The organism is Actinomyces sp. HMSC08A09 (assembly GCF_001807465.1).
GTDB classification, from domain to species: Bacteria; Actinomycetota; Actinomycetes; order Actinomycetales; family Actinomycetaceae; genus Actinomyces; species Actinomyces oris.
Map to the genome: position 1 here is coordinate 1 of NZ_KV789077.1, position 16,257 is coordinate 16,257.

General features: G+C 69.4%; 14 protein-coding genes and 1 tRNA gene. 6 read left to right on the top strand and 9 right to left on the bottom strand.

Going from position 1 to position 16,257, the window contains the following annotated elements:
• Positions 1-88: 88 nt before the first annotated feature.
• The 4 genes from HMPREF3165_RS00695 to HMPREF3165_RS00710 all read right to left on the bottom strand — a co-directional run bounded on the left by HMPREF3165_RS00695 (position 89) and on the right by HMPREF3165_RS00710 (position 4,821).
• Positions 89-2,017: a lactonase family protein gene (locus tag HMPREF3165_RS00695; RefSeq protein ID WP_070510050.1), complete on the bottom strand. Its 1,929-nt coding sequence runs from the start codon at positions 2,015-2,017 to the stop codon at positions 89-91.
• A gap of 417 nt (positions 2,018-2,434) precedes the next feature.
• Positions 2,435-3,427, bottom strand: a complete 993-nt coding sequence (locus HMPREF3165_RS00700; RefSeq protein WP_003787536.1) for a ribose-phosphate diphosphokinase — start codon at positions 3,425-3,427, stop codon at positions 2,435-2,437.
• A 137-nt stretch (positions 3,428-3,564) separates the two neighbouring features.
• Positions 3,565-4,557, bottom strand: a complete 993-nt coding sequence (locus HMPREF3165_RS00705) for a bifunctional UDP-N-acetylglucosamine diphosphorylase/glucosamine-1-phosphate N-acetyltransferase GlmU (protein ID WP_070510052.1) — start codon at positions 4,555-4,557, stop codon at positions 3,565-3,567.
• A 192-nt stretch (positions 4,558-4,749) separates the two neighbouring features.
• Positions 4,750-4,821: transfer RNA gene (locus tag HMPREF3165_RS00710), tRNA-Gln, on the bottom strand.
• 231 nt (positions 4,822-5,052) lie between these two features.
• Between HMPREF3165_RS00710 and HMPREF3165_RS00715 the strand changes: the two genes are divergently transcribed.
• The 5 genes from HMPREF3165_RS00715 to HMPREF3165_RS00735 all read left to right on the top strand — a co-directional run bounded on the left by HMPREF3165_RS00715 (position 5,053) and on the right by HMPREF3165_RS00735 (position 10,951).
• Positions 5,053-6,273 carry an acyltransferase family protein gene (locus HMPREF3165_RS00715; protein WP_070510055.1) on the top strand — a complete coding sequence of 407 codons (1,221 nt, stop codon included), beginning with the start codon at positions 5,053-5,055 and terminating at the stop codon, positions 6,271-6,273.
• A gap of 4 nt (positions 6,274-6,277) precedes the next feature.
• Entirely contained in the window at positions 6,278-7,060 is a 783-nt protein-coding gene (locus tag HMPREF3165_RS00720) for a TetR/AcrR family transcriptional regulator (protein WP_070510058.1), read from the top strand.
• A gap of 242 nt (positions 7,061-7,302) precedes the next feature.
• Complete coding sequence (locus HMPREF3165_RS00725; protein ID WP_070510060.1) at positions 7,303-7,962, top strand: YveK family protein; 660 nt, start codon at positions 7,303-7,305, stop codon at positions 7,960-7,962.
• A 114-nt stretch (positions 7,963-8,076) separates the two neighbouring features.
• Complete coding sequence (locus HMPREF3165_RS00730) at positions 8,077-9,342, top strand: hypothetical protein (protein ID WP_070510062.1); 1,266 nt, start codon at positions 8,077-8,079, stop codon at positions 9,340-9,342.
• A gap of 292 nt (positions 9,343-9,634) precedes the next feature.
• A complete protein-coding gene (locus HMPREF3165_RS00735) occupies positions 9,635-10,951 on the top strand; it encodes an MFS transporter (RefSeq protein WP_232211316.1) in 1,317 nt (438 codons plus the stop codon).
• A 198-nt stretch (positions 10,952-11,149) separates the two neighbouring features.
• Here HMPREF3165_RS00735 and HMPREF3165_RS00740 read toward each other — a convergent pair whose 3' ends face one another.
• Both HMPREF3165_RS00740 and HMPREF3165_RS00745 read right to left on the bottom strand, forming a co-directional pair.
• On the bottom strand, positions 11,150-12,202 hold the full coding sequence (locus HMPREF3165_RS00740) for a glycosyltransferase family 2 protein (protein ID WP_070510065.1): 1,053 nt from the start codon (positions 12,200-12,202) through the stop codon (positions 11,150-11,152).
• Positions 12,199-13,254, bottom strand: a complete 1,056-nt coding sequence (locus HMPREF3165_RS00745; protein WP_020991819.1) for a glycosyltransferase family 2 protein — start codon at positions 13,252-13,254, stop codon at positions 12,199-12,201. Before HMPREF3165_RS00745 ends, HMPREF3165_RS00740 begins: the two co-directional genes overlap by 4 nt.
• Before the next feature lie 143 nt (positions 13,255-13,397).
• Between HMPREF3165_RS00745 and HMPREF3165_RS00750 the strand changes: the two genes are divergently transcribed.
• The gene (locus HMPREF3165_RS00750) at positions 13,398-14,477 is read left to right on the top strand and encodes a glycosyltransferase family 2 protein (protein WP_070510068.1); all 1,080 of its coding nucleotides are present in this window, start codon (positions 13,398-13,400) and stop codon (positions 14,475-14,477) included.
• 72 nt (positions 14,478-14,549) lie between these two features.
• Here HMPREF3165_RS00750 and HMPREF3165_RS00755 read toward each other — a convergent pair whose 3' ends face one another.
• From HMPREF3165_RS00755 to HMPREF3165_RS00765, 3 genes are all read right to left on the bottom strand, one after another.
• Positions 14,550-15,521, bottom strand: a complete 972-nt coding sequence (locus HMPREF3165_RS00755) for a diaminopimelate dehydrogenase (RefSeq protein ID WP_003787554.1) — start codon at positions 15,519-15,521, stop codon at positions 14,550-14,552.
• A gap of 98 nt (positions 15,522-15,619) precedes the next feature.
• Entirely contained in the window at positions 15,620-15,910 is a 291-nt protein-coding gene (locus HMPREF3165_RS12555; RefSeq protein WP_003787556.1) for a type II toxin-antitoxin system RelE/ParE family toxin, read from the bottom strand.
• Positions 15,907-16,149 carry a type II toxin-antitoxin system ParD family antitoxin gene (locus HMPREF3165_RS00765; protein WP_003787557.1) on the bottom strand — a complete coding sequence of 81 codons (243 nt, stop codon included), beginning with the start codon at positions 16,147-16,149 and terminating at the stop codon, positions 15,907-15,909. The genes HMPREF3165_RS12555 and HMPREF3165_RS00765 overlap by 4 nt, the downstream gene beginning before the upstream one ends.
• Between the last annotated feature and the right edge of the window lie 108 nt (positions 16,150-16,257).

Sequence of the window (16,257 nt, forward strand, 5' to 3'; positions counted from 1 at the left end):
GGGTCCGATGCTCAAAGCATCGGACCCGCCCTTCATGTCTGCACCGGACCAGGCTGGTTCCCGGCCAGGACCCGCCTGGCCGGAGCGCTCAGTTGTCTTCCTCCTCATCGGTGGCCTGGTCCTCGTCGGCAGCCTGCTGGTTGCCGTCCTGGTCCGCGTTGTTGGCAGCGTCCTTCGCCTCAGCGGCGGGCTTGGCCTTCTTGCCCTTCTCCTTGTTGTTCTGCGCCGTCTTGGGGACCGTGAGGCTCGGGATCTGGGCGGTGATGGTGTTGCCGCTGGGGTCGGAGACCACCAGGCGGTAGGTGTGATCGCCGGGCGAGCAGGTGGTGTCCTCCAGGCTGTGGCTCTTGAGGGCCCAGCGGGTGTCGCTGATCTTCTCGGTGGCCACCGGCGTGGTCTCGTCATCCCGGTAGAGGCTGTAGGTCAGGGTCGGGTCGTCGCGGTCCCAGGTGGCGTTGAACCCCACCCTCACTGAGCTCGAGGTCGTCACCTCCGCCTTGGCCGCCAGGGTCTCGGCCTTGCCCTCGGGGGGCAGCGTGGGCTGGCCCGCGCGCTTGGGGTAGCGCACGATCCCCTGCTGGACCTTGCCGTCGGCCTCGATGAACTCGCCCACCATGAGGATGTAGGAGTCGGTGACGTCGACCTTGAAGGCGGCCTGGGACGTCTTCGTGAACTTCCCCGCCTCCAGGTCCGGGTACCAGCCGATGATCGTGGGGCTCTTGAGACCCGAGGTCGACCAGTCCTGGTACCCGTCGACCACCCCCTGGTGGCGGATGGTGATATCGGGGCTGTTAGTGAAGGCCATGGCCCGCACGTACAGGGGGTGCTGACCGTCCTTGCGCACCTCGGGCATGTTGGGGAACCCGTAGATGGTCTCACAGGAGTGGGCGTGCCCCACCGTGTAGACGGTGTCCTTGGTGGGGGCGATCCCGTAGGTGTCACCGTGGCAGGGCTCGAGCCAGACGAGGTTGCCGTTCCAGTCGGCCTTGAAGCTCCCTTCGAGGTTGGCCTCGTCGAGGCGCCCGACGGCGGAGTAGGCAGTGCCGTAGAAACCGTCCTCGTCGACGGCGATGTCGAAGATGGCGGCCTTCTCACCGGCTGTGCGCACGGTGTCGTTGACCGGCATGGGCAGCACCTCACCGGTGGAGGCGCTCAGAAGCGCCATCCCGTATCCGGGCTTGCTCGAGCCGTTGACCGTGGAGAAGGAGCCACCGATGACGACCTTGGAATGGTCCGGGGAGACCTCGATCGCGTAGACCTGGGCGTTGGGGCCCTCGGCGGAGGCGGTCCAGTCCAGGAGCTCACCGGTGGAGGCCTTGAGGGCGGCCAGGCGGGTCCGCTGCTGGTTGTTCACCTTGGTGAAGTAGCCCCCGACGTAGAGGGTGTCGCCGGCCACCGCGATGTCCTTGACGGTGGTGCTGAACACGGGCTTGAAGGAGGAGATGAGGGTGCCGTGCCCGTGGGAGATGTCGAAGGCGGCCAGACGGCTGTGCCACTCGTTGTTGACCTTGTCGAACTCCCCGGCGACATAAAGGGTCTTGCCGTCCTGCGAGACCGCCAGGCTTCGTCCCGCGCCGTTGAGGGTGGGGGCGAAGTCCTCGATGAGCTTCCCGGTGTTGAGGTCGTAGGCCAGGATGTTGGAGCGCGGGACCTCTTGCTGTCCGGCACGGGCTCCGGCCGGGCGGGCATTGTTGAAGTTGCCGACGACGTAGACCACGTCGCCGACGACGAGCTGCCCCCAGGCGACGCCGTCGATCTGCACCGTGGGCAGGGGCGCGGCCGTGTAGGTGGGCTCCCGGGAGGACTGGCCGGAGGGGTCAGTACCAGCGGCAGCGGCGGCCTCGTTGTCACCGACGTCGCCGGAGCCGTCGCCCGGGTCGTCTCCGTCGGCATCGGCCTCGGTCTCCTGAGCCGAGGCCACCGGGGCGGCGGGGGTCAGGACAACCATCGAGGCGAGCAGGAGCGGCAGGAGGGAGACGATGATGGCAAGACGGGGGATGGTGGAGAGACGACGCACAGGAACCTCCGGTACATATGGCGAGCAACGCGCAAGCGGATCACAGATCATCGCTGGTACCGGGACGGATGAGGCCCACATGAGTCACCGGATGAATGTCTGCGATAACGATTAATGTAACTGGTAGCGCTTGTTAGTTCGGGGAGCGCATCCGACCATACGGAACACGAAGAGGCAACGAAAGGAACACAATTCGATGACGGCGCCACGCTACGTGACCGCAAGGTCGGTTTGCAACGAAATCGTTACCTGAAGGTTACTGCACGCTTCGAGCGCGACTCGCCGTCATGGGGAGCCCGCCCCATGAAAAACGCCCTCGCCGGGCCCGGTGAGGGGCTCGGCGAGGGCGGGAGCGCGGCGGCCGGAGCCGGCGCGCGGTGGCTCATGGGGGTCCTGCGAGGAGCGGACCCGACTGTCTCAGTCGCCGGCGACGCCGACGGTGTCGAAGAGCTCCGCCACTGAGCCGTCGTCGAACACGGCCTTGATGGCGCGCGCCAGCAGCGGCGCGATCGGCAGGACCGTCAGCTGCTCGAAGCGCTTGCCGGCGGGGATCGGCAGGGTGTCGGTGACGATGACCTCGCGGGCCCCGCAGGTGGAGAGCCGGTCCACGGCCGGCCCGGAGAGCACCCCGTGGGTCGCGGCGACGATGACGTCCTTGGCCCCGGAGTCCAGGAGCACCTGGACGGCCTTGGCGATGGTGCCGCCGGTGTCGATCATGTCATCGACCAGGACGCAGGAGCGTCCCTCGACGTCGCCGACGACGCGGTTGGCCACCGACTCGTTGGGGCGGGTGACGTCGCGGGTCTTGTGGACGAAGGCCAGCGGGGTGCCGCCGAGCTGGTTGGCCCAGCGCTCGGCCACTCGGATGCGGCCGGCGTCGGGGGAGACGACGGCGGCGTTGGCCGGGTCGACGCGGGTGCGCACATAGTCCACGAGCACCGGCTGGGCCCACAGGTGGTCCCAGGGGCCGTCGAAGAAGCCCTGCTCCTGGGAGGTGTGCAGGTCCACGCTCATGAGGCGGTCGGCGCCGGCGGTCTTGTAGAGGTCGGCCACGAGGCGGGCACTGATGGGCTCGCGCCCCAGGTGCTTCTTGTCCTGACGGGCGTAGGGGAAGAAGGGGGCGACCACGGTGATGCGCTTGGCGGAGGCGCGCTTGAGGGCGTCAACCATGATGAGCTGCTCCATGAGCCAGTCGTTGACGCGGTCGCCGTGGGACTGGACGACGAACACGTCGCAGCCGCGCACCGACTCGTTGAAGCGGACGTAGGTCTCCCCGTTGGCGAAGTCGTAGGCCGTGGAGGACAGCACCTCGGTGCCGAGCTCGCTGGCCACGTCCCGGGCGAGCTCGGGATGGGCGCGTCCGGAGACGACGACCAGCCGTTTCTCACCCTTGGTAATGATGCCCGTCATGACGTGGTTCCCTTCTCACGGCCGGTGCGGCCCTCGATGTGACTGTTGGAGACGGAGGTGAAGGTCAGTGATCGCCCCGGCCGGCACGCCCCGGACGGCTGGACCGGTCGGGGCCGACGCTGCGCTGCGCTCATACGTCAGGCCTGGGCGGCGTCGGCGTCGAGCTGGCTGAAGGGGGCCACGACGCAGCCGGCCGGGATGACGGCGTCGGTGAGGATCGCGTAGGCGCCCACGCGGGCGCCCTGGCCGATCCGGGTGGTTCCGCGCACGAGGACGCCCTGCTCGAGGGTGACGTCCTGGGCGAGCTCGGCGGTGACGTCCACCCAGGTGGAGGCCGGGTCGACGACGCCGACGCCCTGGGCCATCCAGCCGGCCAGGACGCGGCGGTTGAGCTCGGCGCCGAGCTCGGCGAGCTGGGCGCGGTCGTTGCAGCCCTCGACGAGCCAGTGGTCGGTGGCGACCAGCGCGCTGGTGGACCGGCCGGCCCGGTGGGCATGGGCGACGACGTCGGTGAGGTAGACCTCGCCCTGGTCGTTGTCCGTGCCCAGGGTCGCCAGGGCGGTGCGCAGGTGGGCGGCGTCGAAGACGTAGACGCCGGCGTTGATCTCGCGGATGGCGCGCTGGGCCTCGCTGGCGTCGCGCTGCTCGACGACGGCCGAGACGGTGCCGTCGGCCTCGCGCACGACTCGCCCGTAGCCGGTGGGGTCCTCGAGCTCGGTGGTCAGCAGGGTGACGGCATCCCCGCGCTCATGGTGCTGAGCCAGGAGCTCCTTCAGGGTGGCGGTGTCCAGCAGCGGGACGTCCCCGCTGGTGACGACGACGGGCCCATCCAGGTCCTCGGGCAGGGCGGCCAGCCCGCAGGCGACGGCCCGCCCGGTACCGGGTACCTCGTCCTGGTCGGCCGGAACGGCGTCGGGGGCGACCTCGGCGAGGTGGGCGATGACGGCGTCGCGCTCGTGGCACACAACGACGACGAGGTGCTGGGGCTCGAGCCCCCTGGCTGCGGTGACGGCGTGGTCCACCAGGCTGCGACCGCCGATCCGGTGCAGGACCTTGGGAGTGACCGATCGCATACGAGTTCCCTTGCCTGCGGCCATGACGATGACGGCGGCGGGTGCGGTTGACGTCACGTGTCCTCTTCTCACAGGTTCGCGCCCGGGCTCCCGACGTCTCCGGCCGCGACCGGGCGGAGGCCGGGGACGGACTCCAACGGTTTCTGAAATCAGGTACGGATGGACGGTTGGCGCGTATCCCACCGGCGACCGGGTGACCGCCGTCGGGCGTGAGAGCGAGGGAACCCCAACGCCGCTCATGCTACGCCGCTCCGCCCCCAGGATTCGAACCCGGGCCTCAAGGCTCCAAAGGCCTGCGTGCTGCCGCTACACCAGGGCGGAAGGACACATCCCGACCCGGGCCCGACGGCGAGGGGCGAGACGCCGAGACAGTCTCTCATGTCCCGGTCGCACTCGGCACCTTCGCGGCCGCTCAGCGCGCCCCGGTCGCGCCCGGTTGCGTCCCGGTCGCCTCCAGGACCGGACCTGGCACCGAGCCTCCCACCTGCGCGGGGCGTATGCCACACTCCTCGGACTTCGCAGTCGGCTGGGAGGACAGGGCAGGATGGGGGCATGTCCAGTTCCCCCTCCGCTCCCCCTCCCTCCTCCGGCAAGCCGGCAGCGGTGCGACTCATCGAGCTCGACGGGCTGCGCGGGCTGGCCGCCGTCGTCGTGCTCATCCACCACGCCCTGGAGACCGTCCCCGCGCTGGCGGAGGTCGGGGCGCGGCCCGGCACCGTCCCCACCGGAACCTTCAACCGGATCCTCACCCAGAGTCCCCTCCACCTGCTGTGGGCGGGCCATGAGGCCGTCCTCATCTTCTTCGTCCTGTCCGGTGTGGCCCTGACCTACCCGGCGGCCCGCCGCCACGCCCAGGGGCGGCGCTTCGACTGGGTCGACTACGCCCCGAGGCGCTTCGTGCGCCTGTGGCTGCCGGCGGCGGCCTCCACCACCTTCGCGGTCATCGCGATGCTGCTCGTGCCGCGCTCGGAGGATCCGGCGCTGGGGCACTGGATGACCGTCACTCACCCCGTGGGGCTCGGGGCGCGCCAGATGCTCATGGAGTACCTGCTCATCCCCAAGCACGCCTACCGCAATACCGTCCTGTGGTCGTTGCACGCCGAGGCGATCTTCTCCTTCGTGCTGCCCCTGATGATCCTCGGGGTGGCCCTGTGCGCCCGCTGGCGGATCTCCTGGCTGCCGGTGGTGGCGGCCCTGGCGGTGCCCGTCATCACCGCCAGCCCCGGCTCGGGCAGCTACCTGCCGGTCTTCACCGTCGGCGCGGTCATGGGCTGGGCCTGGGGGCACAACCCCGCCCCGGTGCCGCAGCGCCCCCAGCCCTGGGCGACGGCGCAGGCCCTGGTGTGCCTGCTGCTCATCACCCTGGCCTGGTGGCCGGGGATGGAGAGCCATACGGCCCAGCGCCTGGCCAACGCGGTCACCCTGGCGGCGGCCGCCTACCTGGTCCACCTCGTGGTGCGGGCCGGGGCGCTGCGCGGCCTGCTGCGCTCGCGCACCGTGCAGTACCTGGGGCTCATGTCCTTCTCCCTGTACCTGGTGCACGAGCCGGTCGTGGTCTCGCTGCGGCTGCTGACGCACTCGATCTCGCCGTGGTGGGTGCTCATCCTGGCGCCGTTGGCCTCGGCGCCGCTGACCTGGTTGTTCCAGCGCTACATCGAGGCCCCCAGCCACCGGCTGGCCCGCCGCACCGGGGCCCTGGCCTCGGCGCGCTTCGCCCAGTGGTCCGAGCGCCGTCGCCCCACCCGGCCGGCGGACCACAGCAAGAGGGGCTAGGGCCATGGCGGCCAAGCGCACCCGCATGAGCGCCAGCGAGCGGCGCGAGCAGCTCATCGCCGTGGCCCGCGGGCTGTTCGCCGAGCGCGGCTTCGACGCCACGAGTGTGGAGGAGGTGGCGGCCCGCGCCCAGGTGTCCAAACCGGTGGTCTACGAGCACTTCGGCGGCAAGGAGGGCCTGTACGCCGTCGTCGTCGACCGGGAGATCACCACGATCTCGGCCGCAATCTCCTCGGCGATCGCGGACCCGGCCGCGGATGCCGCAACGACGCCGGAGGCCGGGCGGCGCGCAACGGAAGGGCCTGACGCCTCCGGCTCGGCCTCACGGATCGCCGAGCGGGCCGCCCTGGCCCTGCTGACCTATATCGAGGACTCCCCCGACGGTTTCCGCATCCTCTCGGCCGGCTCGGACCGCGCCGCCGGCACCTACTCCACACTGCTGGCCGACGTCGCCATCGAGGTCTCCGGGATCCTCGCCTCGCAGTTCGCCGCCCACGACCTCGACCCGCGCACGGCCCCGTTGTACGCCCAGATGCTGGTGGGTATCGTGGCCATGCCGGCTCAGTGGTGGTTGGAGAACCGCTCGATGAGCAAGGAGGAGGTGGCCGCCCACATGGTCAACCTCGCGTGGAACGGCCTGCGCGGCATGAAGGCCGAGCCCACCCTCCACTCCGGGCCCGCAGACAACTCACACGGCTCCGAGGACGCCTTGGGGCAGGGAACCGACTCGCGCACCGAGAGCGCCGTCCACCGCCACAGCGCCACCGAGTCCCCCGACGCCCCCTGAGCGCTGCCGAGGAGTCACTCGCCCCCGCATCGTCGTTGGTCCCACTGCGCCTGGCGGCGGCTCGTCGCATTGGTCACTACCCGACCGGTCGATCACCCTGCGAGTGCCAGCAATCCTCAAACCCCAACGACCCAACGAGTTCTGAGAAGTGCCCGGGAAGGAGGTGAGTCACTTCCCGCGCCCGGCTCTCGCCCCAAACGGCGCGCTATTCTGTTGCTCCCGCAATCACCGAAACGGAACCCATGGACCCGGAAACCCTCATCATCGCGCTGCGCAAGAACGCAGTCCTGGTGGTCATGCACGTTGTGCTGGGCACCATCATCGGCACTGTCTTCGGCCTGTTGACGCCGGCGCAGTACACCTCCACCGCCAATGCGAATCTGGGTGTGGAGAACAGTGAGGCCAACCTCCCCAACACCTTCAACTACCTGACCTCCATCATGCCGACGCTGGTGGAGATCGGGACCTCGGAGAGCACCTTCGCGGAGGTCTCCAAGAACACGGGGATCAGTCAGGACGAGCTGCGCAAGTCCGTCTCGGTGACCAGCAAGACCGGCACCACCCTGGTGGAGATCCGAGCCACCAGCACGGATCCCGAGCGCGCCCACAGGATCGCCGAGGCCGAGTTGACCGCCTTGGACTCGGTGGCCCGCGACCTGTCCAGCTCGGGGCAGGCGGGAAACACTACCGCGACCCTCAAGGTGGTCGACTCCCCCACGACCCCCTCCGCCCCCTCGAGCCTGTCGGCCATGTCGACCGCGCTGATCGGGACCGCCATCGGGTTGGCAGCCGGCGCCATCATGGCGATCCTGCTGTACTTCCTGAGTCAGAAGAACCCGCAGGACAAGGTCGAGGACCCGCTGCTCATCATCGGGCGTCGTCGCTCTCGGGAAGACGCCTGACCGGCCGTGGCCCAGACATGGTCGCAGGGCACCTCCCACCAGGACTCGCGGACGCCGTCGGACGCCGATCCTGAATCGAGCCGCGAACCGGGGACGACATGGCGGCGGCTGGAGATGGCGATCGCCGTCGTCCTGCTGGTCTGCGTGGGTGTGCGCCGCGAGCTGGCGGCAGCCCTGAGCGTCGGGGACTGTGTCGCACTCGCCTCGGTCCCCATCACCTGGACGGCCGTGCGCAAGGCGCACCGCTTCTCGCTGCTGCTCGTGCTGTCCATCCTGGCGTCGGGCACGGCCTACATCATGTCCCTGCTGGCCGAGAGCAGCTTCGTCGTCGAGGCCTGGGCCCGCCGGGTCACCACCTTGAGCCTGCTGGCGGTGCCCTGTGCGGTGGCCGTCTTCGTGTGGGGGGCCCGCCGGCTGGGCGTGAGGCGCGCGGCCCTGGCGGTCGGTTTCGGCATGTTCCTGGACGCGCTGCCCCTGCTGCAGACCAGCTCCAACCCGTGGAAGTTCGGGATCGGTGCGGCGGTGACGATCATGGTCCTCAGCCTGGTGGCCGACCAGCGCCGGCTGGTGCAGATCGTGGCCCTGCTGGTGCTCAGCGGCGTCTTCCTCGTCTCCGACTCGCGCTCCACCCTGGCCTTCCTGGCCATCATCCTGGGCACGGTCATCTGGCAGGCCCTGGCGTCCTGGGCCCGATGGCACGTGCCCACTCCCCGGCGCCTGGCGATCTCCCAGATCCTCGTTCTGGCGGTCGTGGGGATCGTGGCGATGGTCGGGGTGGTCATGGCCTCGGAGTCCGGGACCCTGGGCGAGGACGCCCAGAACCGGACTATTGCCCAGTCCTCCAGCTCGGCGGGCCTGCTCCTGTCCGCCCGCCCCGAGCTGGGGGCCTCCTGGGCGCTGTTCCAGAACCGGCCCTGGGGGTACGGCGCCGGCGTCAAGCCCCGTTTCGAGGATCTATGGGTGGCCAAGCAAGGCATGGCCGCCCTGGGCTACGACCCGGAGAACGGTTACGTCGAGAACTTCATGTTCGGCGGCCGCATCGAGCTGCACTCGGGTCTCATGGACATGTGGGCGGCGGCCTCGATCCCGGGCGGCCTGTTGCTGCTGCTCATTGCAGGAATGGCGCTGGCGGCGATGATGCGCGACCTGGGGCGTCTCAAGGCCACGCCCTGGCTGTTCTTCGCGGCTCTGACCGTGGTGCAGAACGTGTTCGTGGGGCCCTGGACGGTGCTGCCCGCCTACCTGCCGATCGTGCTGGGGGCCGCCGTCTTGCAACCTCCCCTGCGCGAGGCCGCCCAGCTGGGCATCGACGACGAGCCGGCCGCCCCACCGCGGGATGAGCCCACTGACTCCGCTGTGGCGCCCGCCCAGCAGGCGTGATCCCGACCGCGAGCCCTCAGTGGTCGTACTCGCGGTGGACGCAGCCACCGTGGCGCACATGTATGCCGCGCACAGTGAACGACGAGGTAGTCGCCACCCCTTCACGGGAGATTCGCTAGTTCGCCTATCGACGCCCGGGATTGATCCCACATCCGCACGGCTTTATTGTTCCAAGGAGGACACCTCAAGGATGCCGATGCGTCGGTCCGGAACATGCCGGACCTACCAAATTCTATCGCTGTATGGATGGACGGGCAGTACCAGGTGTTTGAATACGCAAGGAATTAGTCTCATGAGCGCACGAACCTTAGTACGCGGGCCGATTGTGCGGCTCGCCGCAGTGTCTCTGGGGTCGAACATCGTCGACGGGATCCGAGTCGCTGCCTTCGCCGTGCTGACCACCGCATATGCCGACTCGGCGCTGGAGGTCGCACTAGTTGCCACGGTAGCAACGTTACCTAAGACGTTCCTCTCCATACCGATCGGCGTCATGCTCGATCGATGGAGCAAGTTGCGCACCCTGTACCTGGTCAACCTAGCCCGTGCACTCATTTTAGTGGGGCTCGCCGTGGCGCTCCACCTTGGCGCCGGGTCGATCCTGCTGCTTTGTGCGTTCGCCTTATTCTTCGGCATGTTAGAAGAATTATATGACGCAGCGTCAGTACTGGTCGTCCCCGATCTCACAGAACCTAACCAGTACCTGAAGTCGAATGCCACCATCCGATGGGTGCAAGAGCTTGGCAATGGTGCTATCGGGCCGTTTATTGGCGCTACATTGGTAGGATGGTCCGCGACAACGCCATTCACTTTGAGTGCAGGGGTATTGCTCATCATTGCGCTCGCACTACACTCCCTTCAGCGCTCGCACTTATTGATGCCCGACCAGTCGTCAGCCGAGGGACAACACGACGAGGGCAGGCAGGAGGACGCACAGGACGAGTGCGTAGCGGAAGTTAACAGCCAACCGAAGGCCGCAACTATTGAGACTCGCACGCGCACTTTCATGAAGGAACTGTGGGACGGTCTTGTTGTGACTTGGCAAAATCCGTTCGCTCGCAACATTGTGGCGGTTTTCGGGATCTGGAACCTCTTCGGTTGGATGCCGGAGTCTATTCTCGTTGTTTACGTCATAGAGGCGCTGGAAGGTGGCGGCGACACCTACGGCCTTCTGTTAGCCATCACGTCCGTCGGCGCACTGGTCGGTGGACTTGCATTGCTAGTAACCCCCGACACAGTGAGCGTTCGTTGGGTGACCGTCCTGGCTCTTGGAGTCTACGCACTGACTCTTGCTGTTCCGGGAATCTGGCCCAGTTTCTGGGTCGCCGCGGTGGCCTTCTTCGTTCAAGGTCTCCCGCTGGTGCTGTTGAGCGGCGCGCTGTCAGCTCAGATACAGTTGACGATCGATCGACGCTTCCTCGGCAGGGTCTATGCGGTCATCGGTACGGTTGGCAGCCTCGGCACGACGGTGGGCCTGGCCCTGGGAGGCGTGGTCGCCGATCTTACTTCAACGCCTTTCGTTTTTGTGCTCGGCGGAGTTGGTATTGGCTTGGCGGCGTTGGTATCTGCCTTGACCTTTTCCTCAACCACAGCAAGCATCAAAGACGATTAAGTCCGATGCCCGGCGTGTTGAACAGACTGGAGCCATATTCCGCCTGACGCCCACCGTGCACATCCCGGCCGAGGTCGCCCAGGAGTTGGTGCTCGAAGGATGGCTGGAGCGGATCGTCCGGGAAACGACGGTCGAGCCTTTGGTGCTGCCCGATGTGGGCCCTTCAGCCAGCACCGCGCTGAGCTCGGGCCCCGGCCTTCAGTGGTCGTACTCGCGGTGGACGCCGCCTCCGACGCTGGCCGCCAGGATGCCGCAGCCCCGGGCCAGCAGCCGAGCCCCCTTGGCCGCATGCTGAGGACTTCTGATAAGGGTTCCACCGGCGGTTCGCAGGCCGCCGACGACGATGCGCACCAGGCCACCGGCCGCGGCCCGGGCCCGGATGGCCGGCTGAGCCCCGCCACCGGCCAGGGCCAGCTCCACGCGCACCGAGGTGGCGGCGTGGGAGCGCTGTCGCCGCAGAATCCAGGGGCGGGTGAGGCGCGAGGCCGGCACGTGGTCGCGCACGCGGGCCTCATCGCACCAGCGGATGACGCCGCCGGCGGCGCTCAGCCGGCGAGTGAGGAGCGTGTCCTCTCCCCCGGTGGCGCCGAAGGCCTCATCGAAGCGCAGCCCGGCCCGGCGCACGAACCCCAGGTCCAGCAGCAGGCAGTTGGAGGCGGCCACTGGGCGGACCGTGCCGGTGGGCCAGGTTCTGCGTACGAAGAACTCGCCCTGACGCACCCACGCCTCGGGCTCGACCTCGTAGACGGGAATGACGGGCCCGGCCACTGCCTGGCAGCCGGTCGAGGCCCACAGTCCCACGAGGGCGGCGAGCCAGCCGGGCTCGGGCTCCTCGTCGTCGTCGATGAAGACGAGCAGGTCGCGCCCACCGGTCTCATCCAGGGCACGGTTGCGCACCGCCGCCACACCGGGCCTCTCCTCGACGACGTAGCGCAGGCCTACGCCCCCGGGCTCCTCCGGCGCCTCCGCTGAGGAACGCACCGGTACCCCGGCGTCGGCCGCTGCGGCGAGGGCGGCCTCGCGCCCGGTGCCCTGGGCGTCGTTGTCGATGACGAGGACCTCGACGTCGCTCACGCCCCTCCCGGCTCCCCCGTCCATGTCCGGCGCCCCCGCGGCATCGCCCTCGGGTTCCCGGGCCTCGACGCTCGAGCCGCCGACCAGCTCCCCAGCCTGCTCCAGGACCCCACGGACGGCCCGCTTGAGATCCTGGGGACGGCGAAAGGTGGGGATGGCGATCGTCAGCCGGTTCATGCGTTCCTCCTGCCGGGGCGTGCTGTGCTCCTCCGGCGCCGGGGGCGTCCGTACTCGCGCACGTGGACGCCCAGAGCGCCCACGACCATGCCCAGTCCCCCGCGCGAGGAGACCTCGTAGCGAGCCTGGGCGGGCACGTCACCGCGGATACGGGCCACGCCGGCGCGCGCCCCGTCGATTCCGGCCTTGGCCAGTCCCTTGGCGCCGTAGCCCAGGCGCAGCCTGAGGCGCGCGAGCCTGCCGGAGGCACCGCCGTCGGCGGGCCCGGCCGTGTCGATGCGCACCCGGGCCCAGGACGAGCCCGAACGCAGGGAGCGCTCCAGCACCCAGGTGCGCCGGGCGCGGGCCGCGGGCACGCGCTTGGTGACGACCGCCCCGGCCGCGAAGCGGATGACGCCGCCGGCGCGGGTGAGCTGGCGGGTGAACAGGGAGTCCTCGCCACCGGTGAGCCCGTAGCGCGGGTCGAAACGCAGCCCCAGGTTTTCGACGACGGCCAGGTCCAGGAGCAGGTTGCCGGTGTCGGCACTGCGGACCTGGGCGCCGTCGGCGGCCTCCCAGGAGTCGAAGGCGCCTGAGGCGGTGACCCACGCCGAGGGGGCAACCTCGAAGGTCGGTGGGGTGGGGCCGGTGACGGCGGCGCAGCCCTGGGCGCGCCAGGTGCTCACGAGGGCCTTGAGCCAGCCTGGTGAGGGGATCTCGTCGTCGTCGATGAAGACGAGGGCGTCAGAGCCGTGGGCCTGGCTCAGGGCCCGGTTGCGGCCGGCCACGATGCCCGGCTCGGGCTCGTGAACGTAGACCAGCCGCGACGTCGCCACCGCGTCCGAGTCAGCCGACTCGGACGGCTCGGCCGCCTCCGACTGCTCGCCGGCCAGCGCCGCCCGGGCGGCCTCGACAACGGCCCTCGCCCCGGCCTGCGGGTCGTTGTCCACAATGAGCACGCTTGCCGTCGTCTGCGCGTCACAGACGTCGTCGGCCTGCGCCAGCAGCTCGGGGATCACCTGCGCGAGGTAGTCGTTGCGGCGGTAGGTGAGCATCGCGATGGTCAGGTGCACGTCCAGCCCCGTCCTTCCTCCCGCCTGCCGGCGGATCGCGGCCTGATATCAGGGTCTAACGGTACTATCACGAAGCGGGTGCGCCCCACGGTGGGAGCACCCGAGCCACGACGTCGCCCCGCACCCGGAAGGCTCCTGCTCCGATGACCTCCACCCCTGTCCCCGCCCAGGGCGCCGAGACCCCCGAGGCCGCCGATCCGACCGGCCCCGCCACCGGCGCCCCCGCCCAGGCCGTTGAGATCACCGAGGCCTCCGAGGCTCTCTCCGGCGGCGAGCTGCTCTCGCGCACGGCGGTCATCGTCGTCAGCTACGACTCGGCGGCGCTGCTGGAGCGCACGCTGGCGCGCGTGGCCGAGGACTCCCCCGAGGCCCGCATCATCGTCGTCGACAACTACTCCACGCCCGCCGCCCGCGAGGAGCTGGTGGCGCTGGCCTCCTCGCGAGGCTGGGAGGCGGTCCTGCCGGAGACGAACACCGGCTTCGGCGGCGGCATGAACCTGGGGGCGGCCCGGGCGCGCGAGCTCGGCGCCGACCTGCTGGTCCTGCTCAATCCCGACGCCGTCATCGCCCGGGCCGACCTCATCCGCCTGGCGGCCAGGGCGCACGCGGACCGGCTCGCCCTGGTAGCGCCGGTGCTCAAGGACTCCAGTGGCCGCATCGTCTCCGACGGGATCGTCGTGTGCCTGGCCGACGGCTCGATGCGCTCACGCCGCTCACCGCGCCCGATTCCCCCCGGCGGCACCCAGCCGTGGCTCTCGGGGGCCTGCCTGGCGCTGTCGGCGGACCTGTTCGAGGCCGCCGGCGGCCTGGACGCGCGCTACTTCCTGTACTGGGAGGACGTGGACTTCTCGGCCCGGGTGCTGGCGGCCGGGGGCAGCCTGGCCCTGGTGCGCGACGCCGTGGCCGTCCACGATGAGGGCGGTACCCATTCCGAGGACGACCAGTCCGACCGCGCCAAGTCGGACATCTACTACTACTACAACGTGCGCAACCGGCTGCTGTACGCGGGGCTGCACCTGGATCGGGCCACGCAGCGCCGGTGGGTGGCCACGGCGGGCCGGGCCGCCCGCGAGATCGTCCTGCGCGGCGGCAGGCGCCAGCTCCTGAGTACTCGCCGCCCGCTCATCACGGCGGCGCAGGCCACCCGTGACGGGATGAGGCTCCTACGTGCCGCCCGCCGCGGCGAGCTGCCCGACGTCGACGTCCCCCTCATCCGCGACTGACTCAGCCGGAGCCGAGGCGTCCCGCCGCCGGCGCGGTGCCGACGGCGGAACGCCTCGGGCTGTCCGCCCGCCTCACAGGTAGTGGGCGCGCAGTTCCTCAGGGCTCGTCGGGGACAGGTCGGCGAGCGTCACGTCGAAGACGGTGCGCGCACCGGTCTCACCGCGGGCGGCCAGCCTGGCCACCGCGCGCGCCGTGGCGACCAGGACCGAGCCGGTGAACTCCGGGTTGGAGTCGAGCTGGAGCTCGAAGCTCACGGTCTCGGCCACGCCCGCGGAGGTGTGCCCGCGGCGGATGACGGAGCCGCCGTGCGGGATCCCGGCGTGCTCGGCGGCCAGCTCCTCGGCGGTGATGAAGGTGACAGTGGTGTCGTAGTCGGCGAAGTAGTTGGGCATCTCCACGATCTCCCGCTCGATGCGGGCCCGGTCGGCACCCTCCTCGGCCACCACGTAGCAGTCTCGCGTGTGCATGGAACGGGTGGTCAGCTCGACGTCGTCGCCGGCCTTGACGGCGGCGACGGTGGCCTCCACCGGGCGGGTGTACTGCTTGGCGTCAAGGACGCCCTCGATGCGGCGCAGGGCATCGGAGTGCCCCTGGGAGACACCGGGCCCCCAGAAGGTGGTGGTGGCGCCGTCGGGCAGGACGGCCTCGCCCAGGACCCGCAGCATGGAGAACAGTCCCGGGTCCCAGCCGGCGGAGATCAGGGCGACATGGCCCGAGGCCTTGGCGGCGGCGTCGACGGCGGCGAAGTGCTCGGGGATGCGGGCGTGGGTGTCGAAGGAGTCGACCGTGTTGAACAGGGTGGCGGCGGCCGGGGTCTGCTCGATCAGGTCGGTGGCCGAGCCTCCGCAGTTCAGGCAGACATCGACCTTGTCGGCCCAGGCGGCCATGTCGTCGACGTGGGCGACGGGCGCCCCCTGGGTGGTGACGGTGGCCGGGTCACGCCGGGTGAAGACGACGGCGACCTCCATGTCCGCGTTCTTGGTGATGGCCTGCTCGACACCGCGGCCGAGGTTGCCGTATCCGTTGATCGCTACCCTGAGCATGGTTCCTCCTAGTGGGTTCTCACTACAAGGATGATCCTAGGGACGCCCCGTGTTGCCTGCGTGTGACATGTCGGGGAGTGACCGTCTGACCGACAGGGCTACACGTGCCTGTCGGGGTCCATGCGTTGGTGGAGCACACGGATCACGTCAACGCCACCATCACTGATGACGTAGAAGACGACATGGCTTCCGACGGCGCGGCTTCGGTAGCCGGGACGTACCTCGTCTCTGGGATGCCCTCGACGAGGATCGTCTGCGAGTCTTTCCAGACACGTCTGAAGATCACGCAGATAGACCTCGGCCTGCTGCAGCCCCCAGCGCTCTTCGCTGTAGTCCCAGATACGTGACAGATCGCGGCGCGCAGCCGGGGTCAGACGGTAGGTGCTCACGACGTCCTTGCCGTCTTGGCGGCGATGAAGGCGTCGAAGTCGAAGGGCTCCGCCTGTCCGCTCGCCTCACCGGATGCGAGTGCCTCGCGCAGCGCCGACATCTCTGTCTCCTGGTCCTCCAGGAGGCGCAGGCCGGCGCGGATGACCTCGCTCGCTGACCGGTACCGTCCGGACCCGACTTGGCTCGCGATGAATCCGGCGAAGTGGTCATCGAGGCTGACGGAGGTGTTCACTGACATGCCCTAAACCTACCAATTTTGGGTATGACGCGAGCGGTATCGAGTCCGGCTAGCAACCACTCACGGCACGCGAGCAGAACGGGGCGGGCCGGGAAGATCAACTCTTCC

Bases quoted from the DNA above. Each gene is read 5' to 3' on its own strand.
- HMPREF3165_RS00700 (WP_003787536.1), bottom strand. From the start codon at position 3,427: ATGACGGGCATCATTACCAAGGGTGAGAAACGGCTGGTCGTCGTCTCC.
- HMPREF3165_RS00715 (WP_070510055.1), top strand. From the start codon at position 5,053: ATGTCCAGTTCCCCCTCCGCTCCCCCTCCCTCCTCCGGCAAGCCGGCA.
- HMPREF3165_RS00720 (WP_070510058.1), top strand. From the start codon at position 6,278: ATGGCGGCCAAGCGCACCCGCATGAGCGCCAGCGAGCGGCGCGAGCAG.
- HMPREF3165_RS00725 (WP_070510060.1), top strand. From the start codon at position 7,303: ATGGACCCGGAAACCCTCATCATCGCGCTGCGCAAGAACGCAGTCCTG.
- HMPREF3165_RS00730 (WP_070510062.1), top strand. From the start codon at position 8,077: ATGGCGATCGCCGTCGTCCTGCTGGTCTGCGTGGGTGTGCGCCGCGAG.
- HMPREF3165_RS00735 (WP_232211316.1), top strand. From the start codon at position 9,635: ATGAGCGCACGAACCTTAGTACGCGGGCCGATTGTGCGGCTCGCCGCA.
- HMPREF3165_RS00740 (WP_070510065.1), bottom strand. From the start codon at position 12,202: ATGAACCGGCTGACGATCGCCATCCCCACCTTTCGCCGTCCCCAGGAT.
- HMPREF3165_RS00750 (WP_070510068.1), top strand. From the start codon at position 13,398: ATGACCTCCACCCCTGTCCCCGCCCAGGGCGCCGAGACCCCCGAGGCC.
- HMPREF3165_RS00755 (WP_003787554.1), bottom strand. From the start codon at position 15,521: ATGCTCAGGGTAGCGATCAACGGATACGGCAACCTCGGCCGCGGTGTC.
- HMPREF3165_RS00765 (WP_003787557.1), bottom strand. From the start codon at position 16,149: ATGTCAGTGAACACCTCCGTCAGCCTCGATGACCACTTCGCCGGATTC.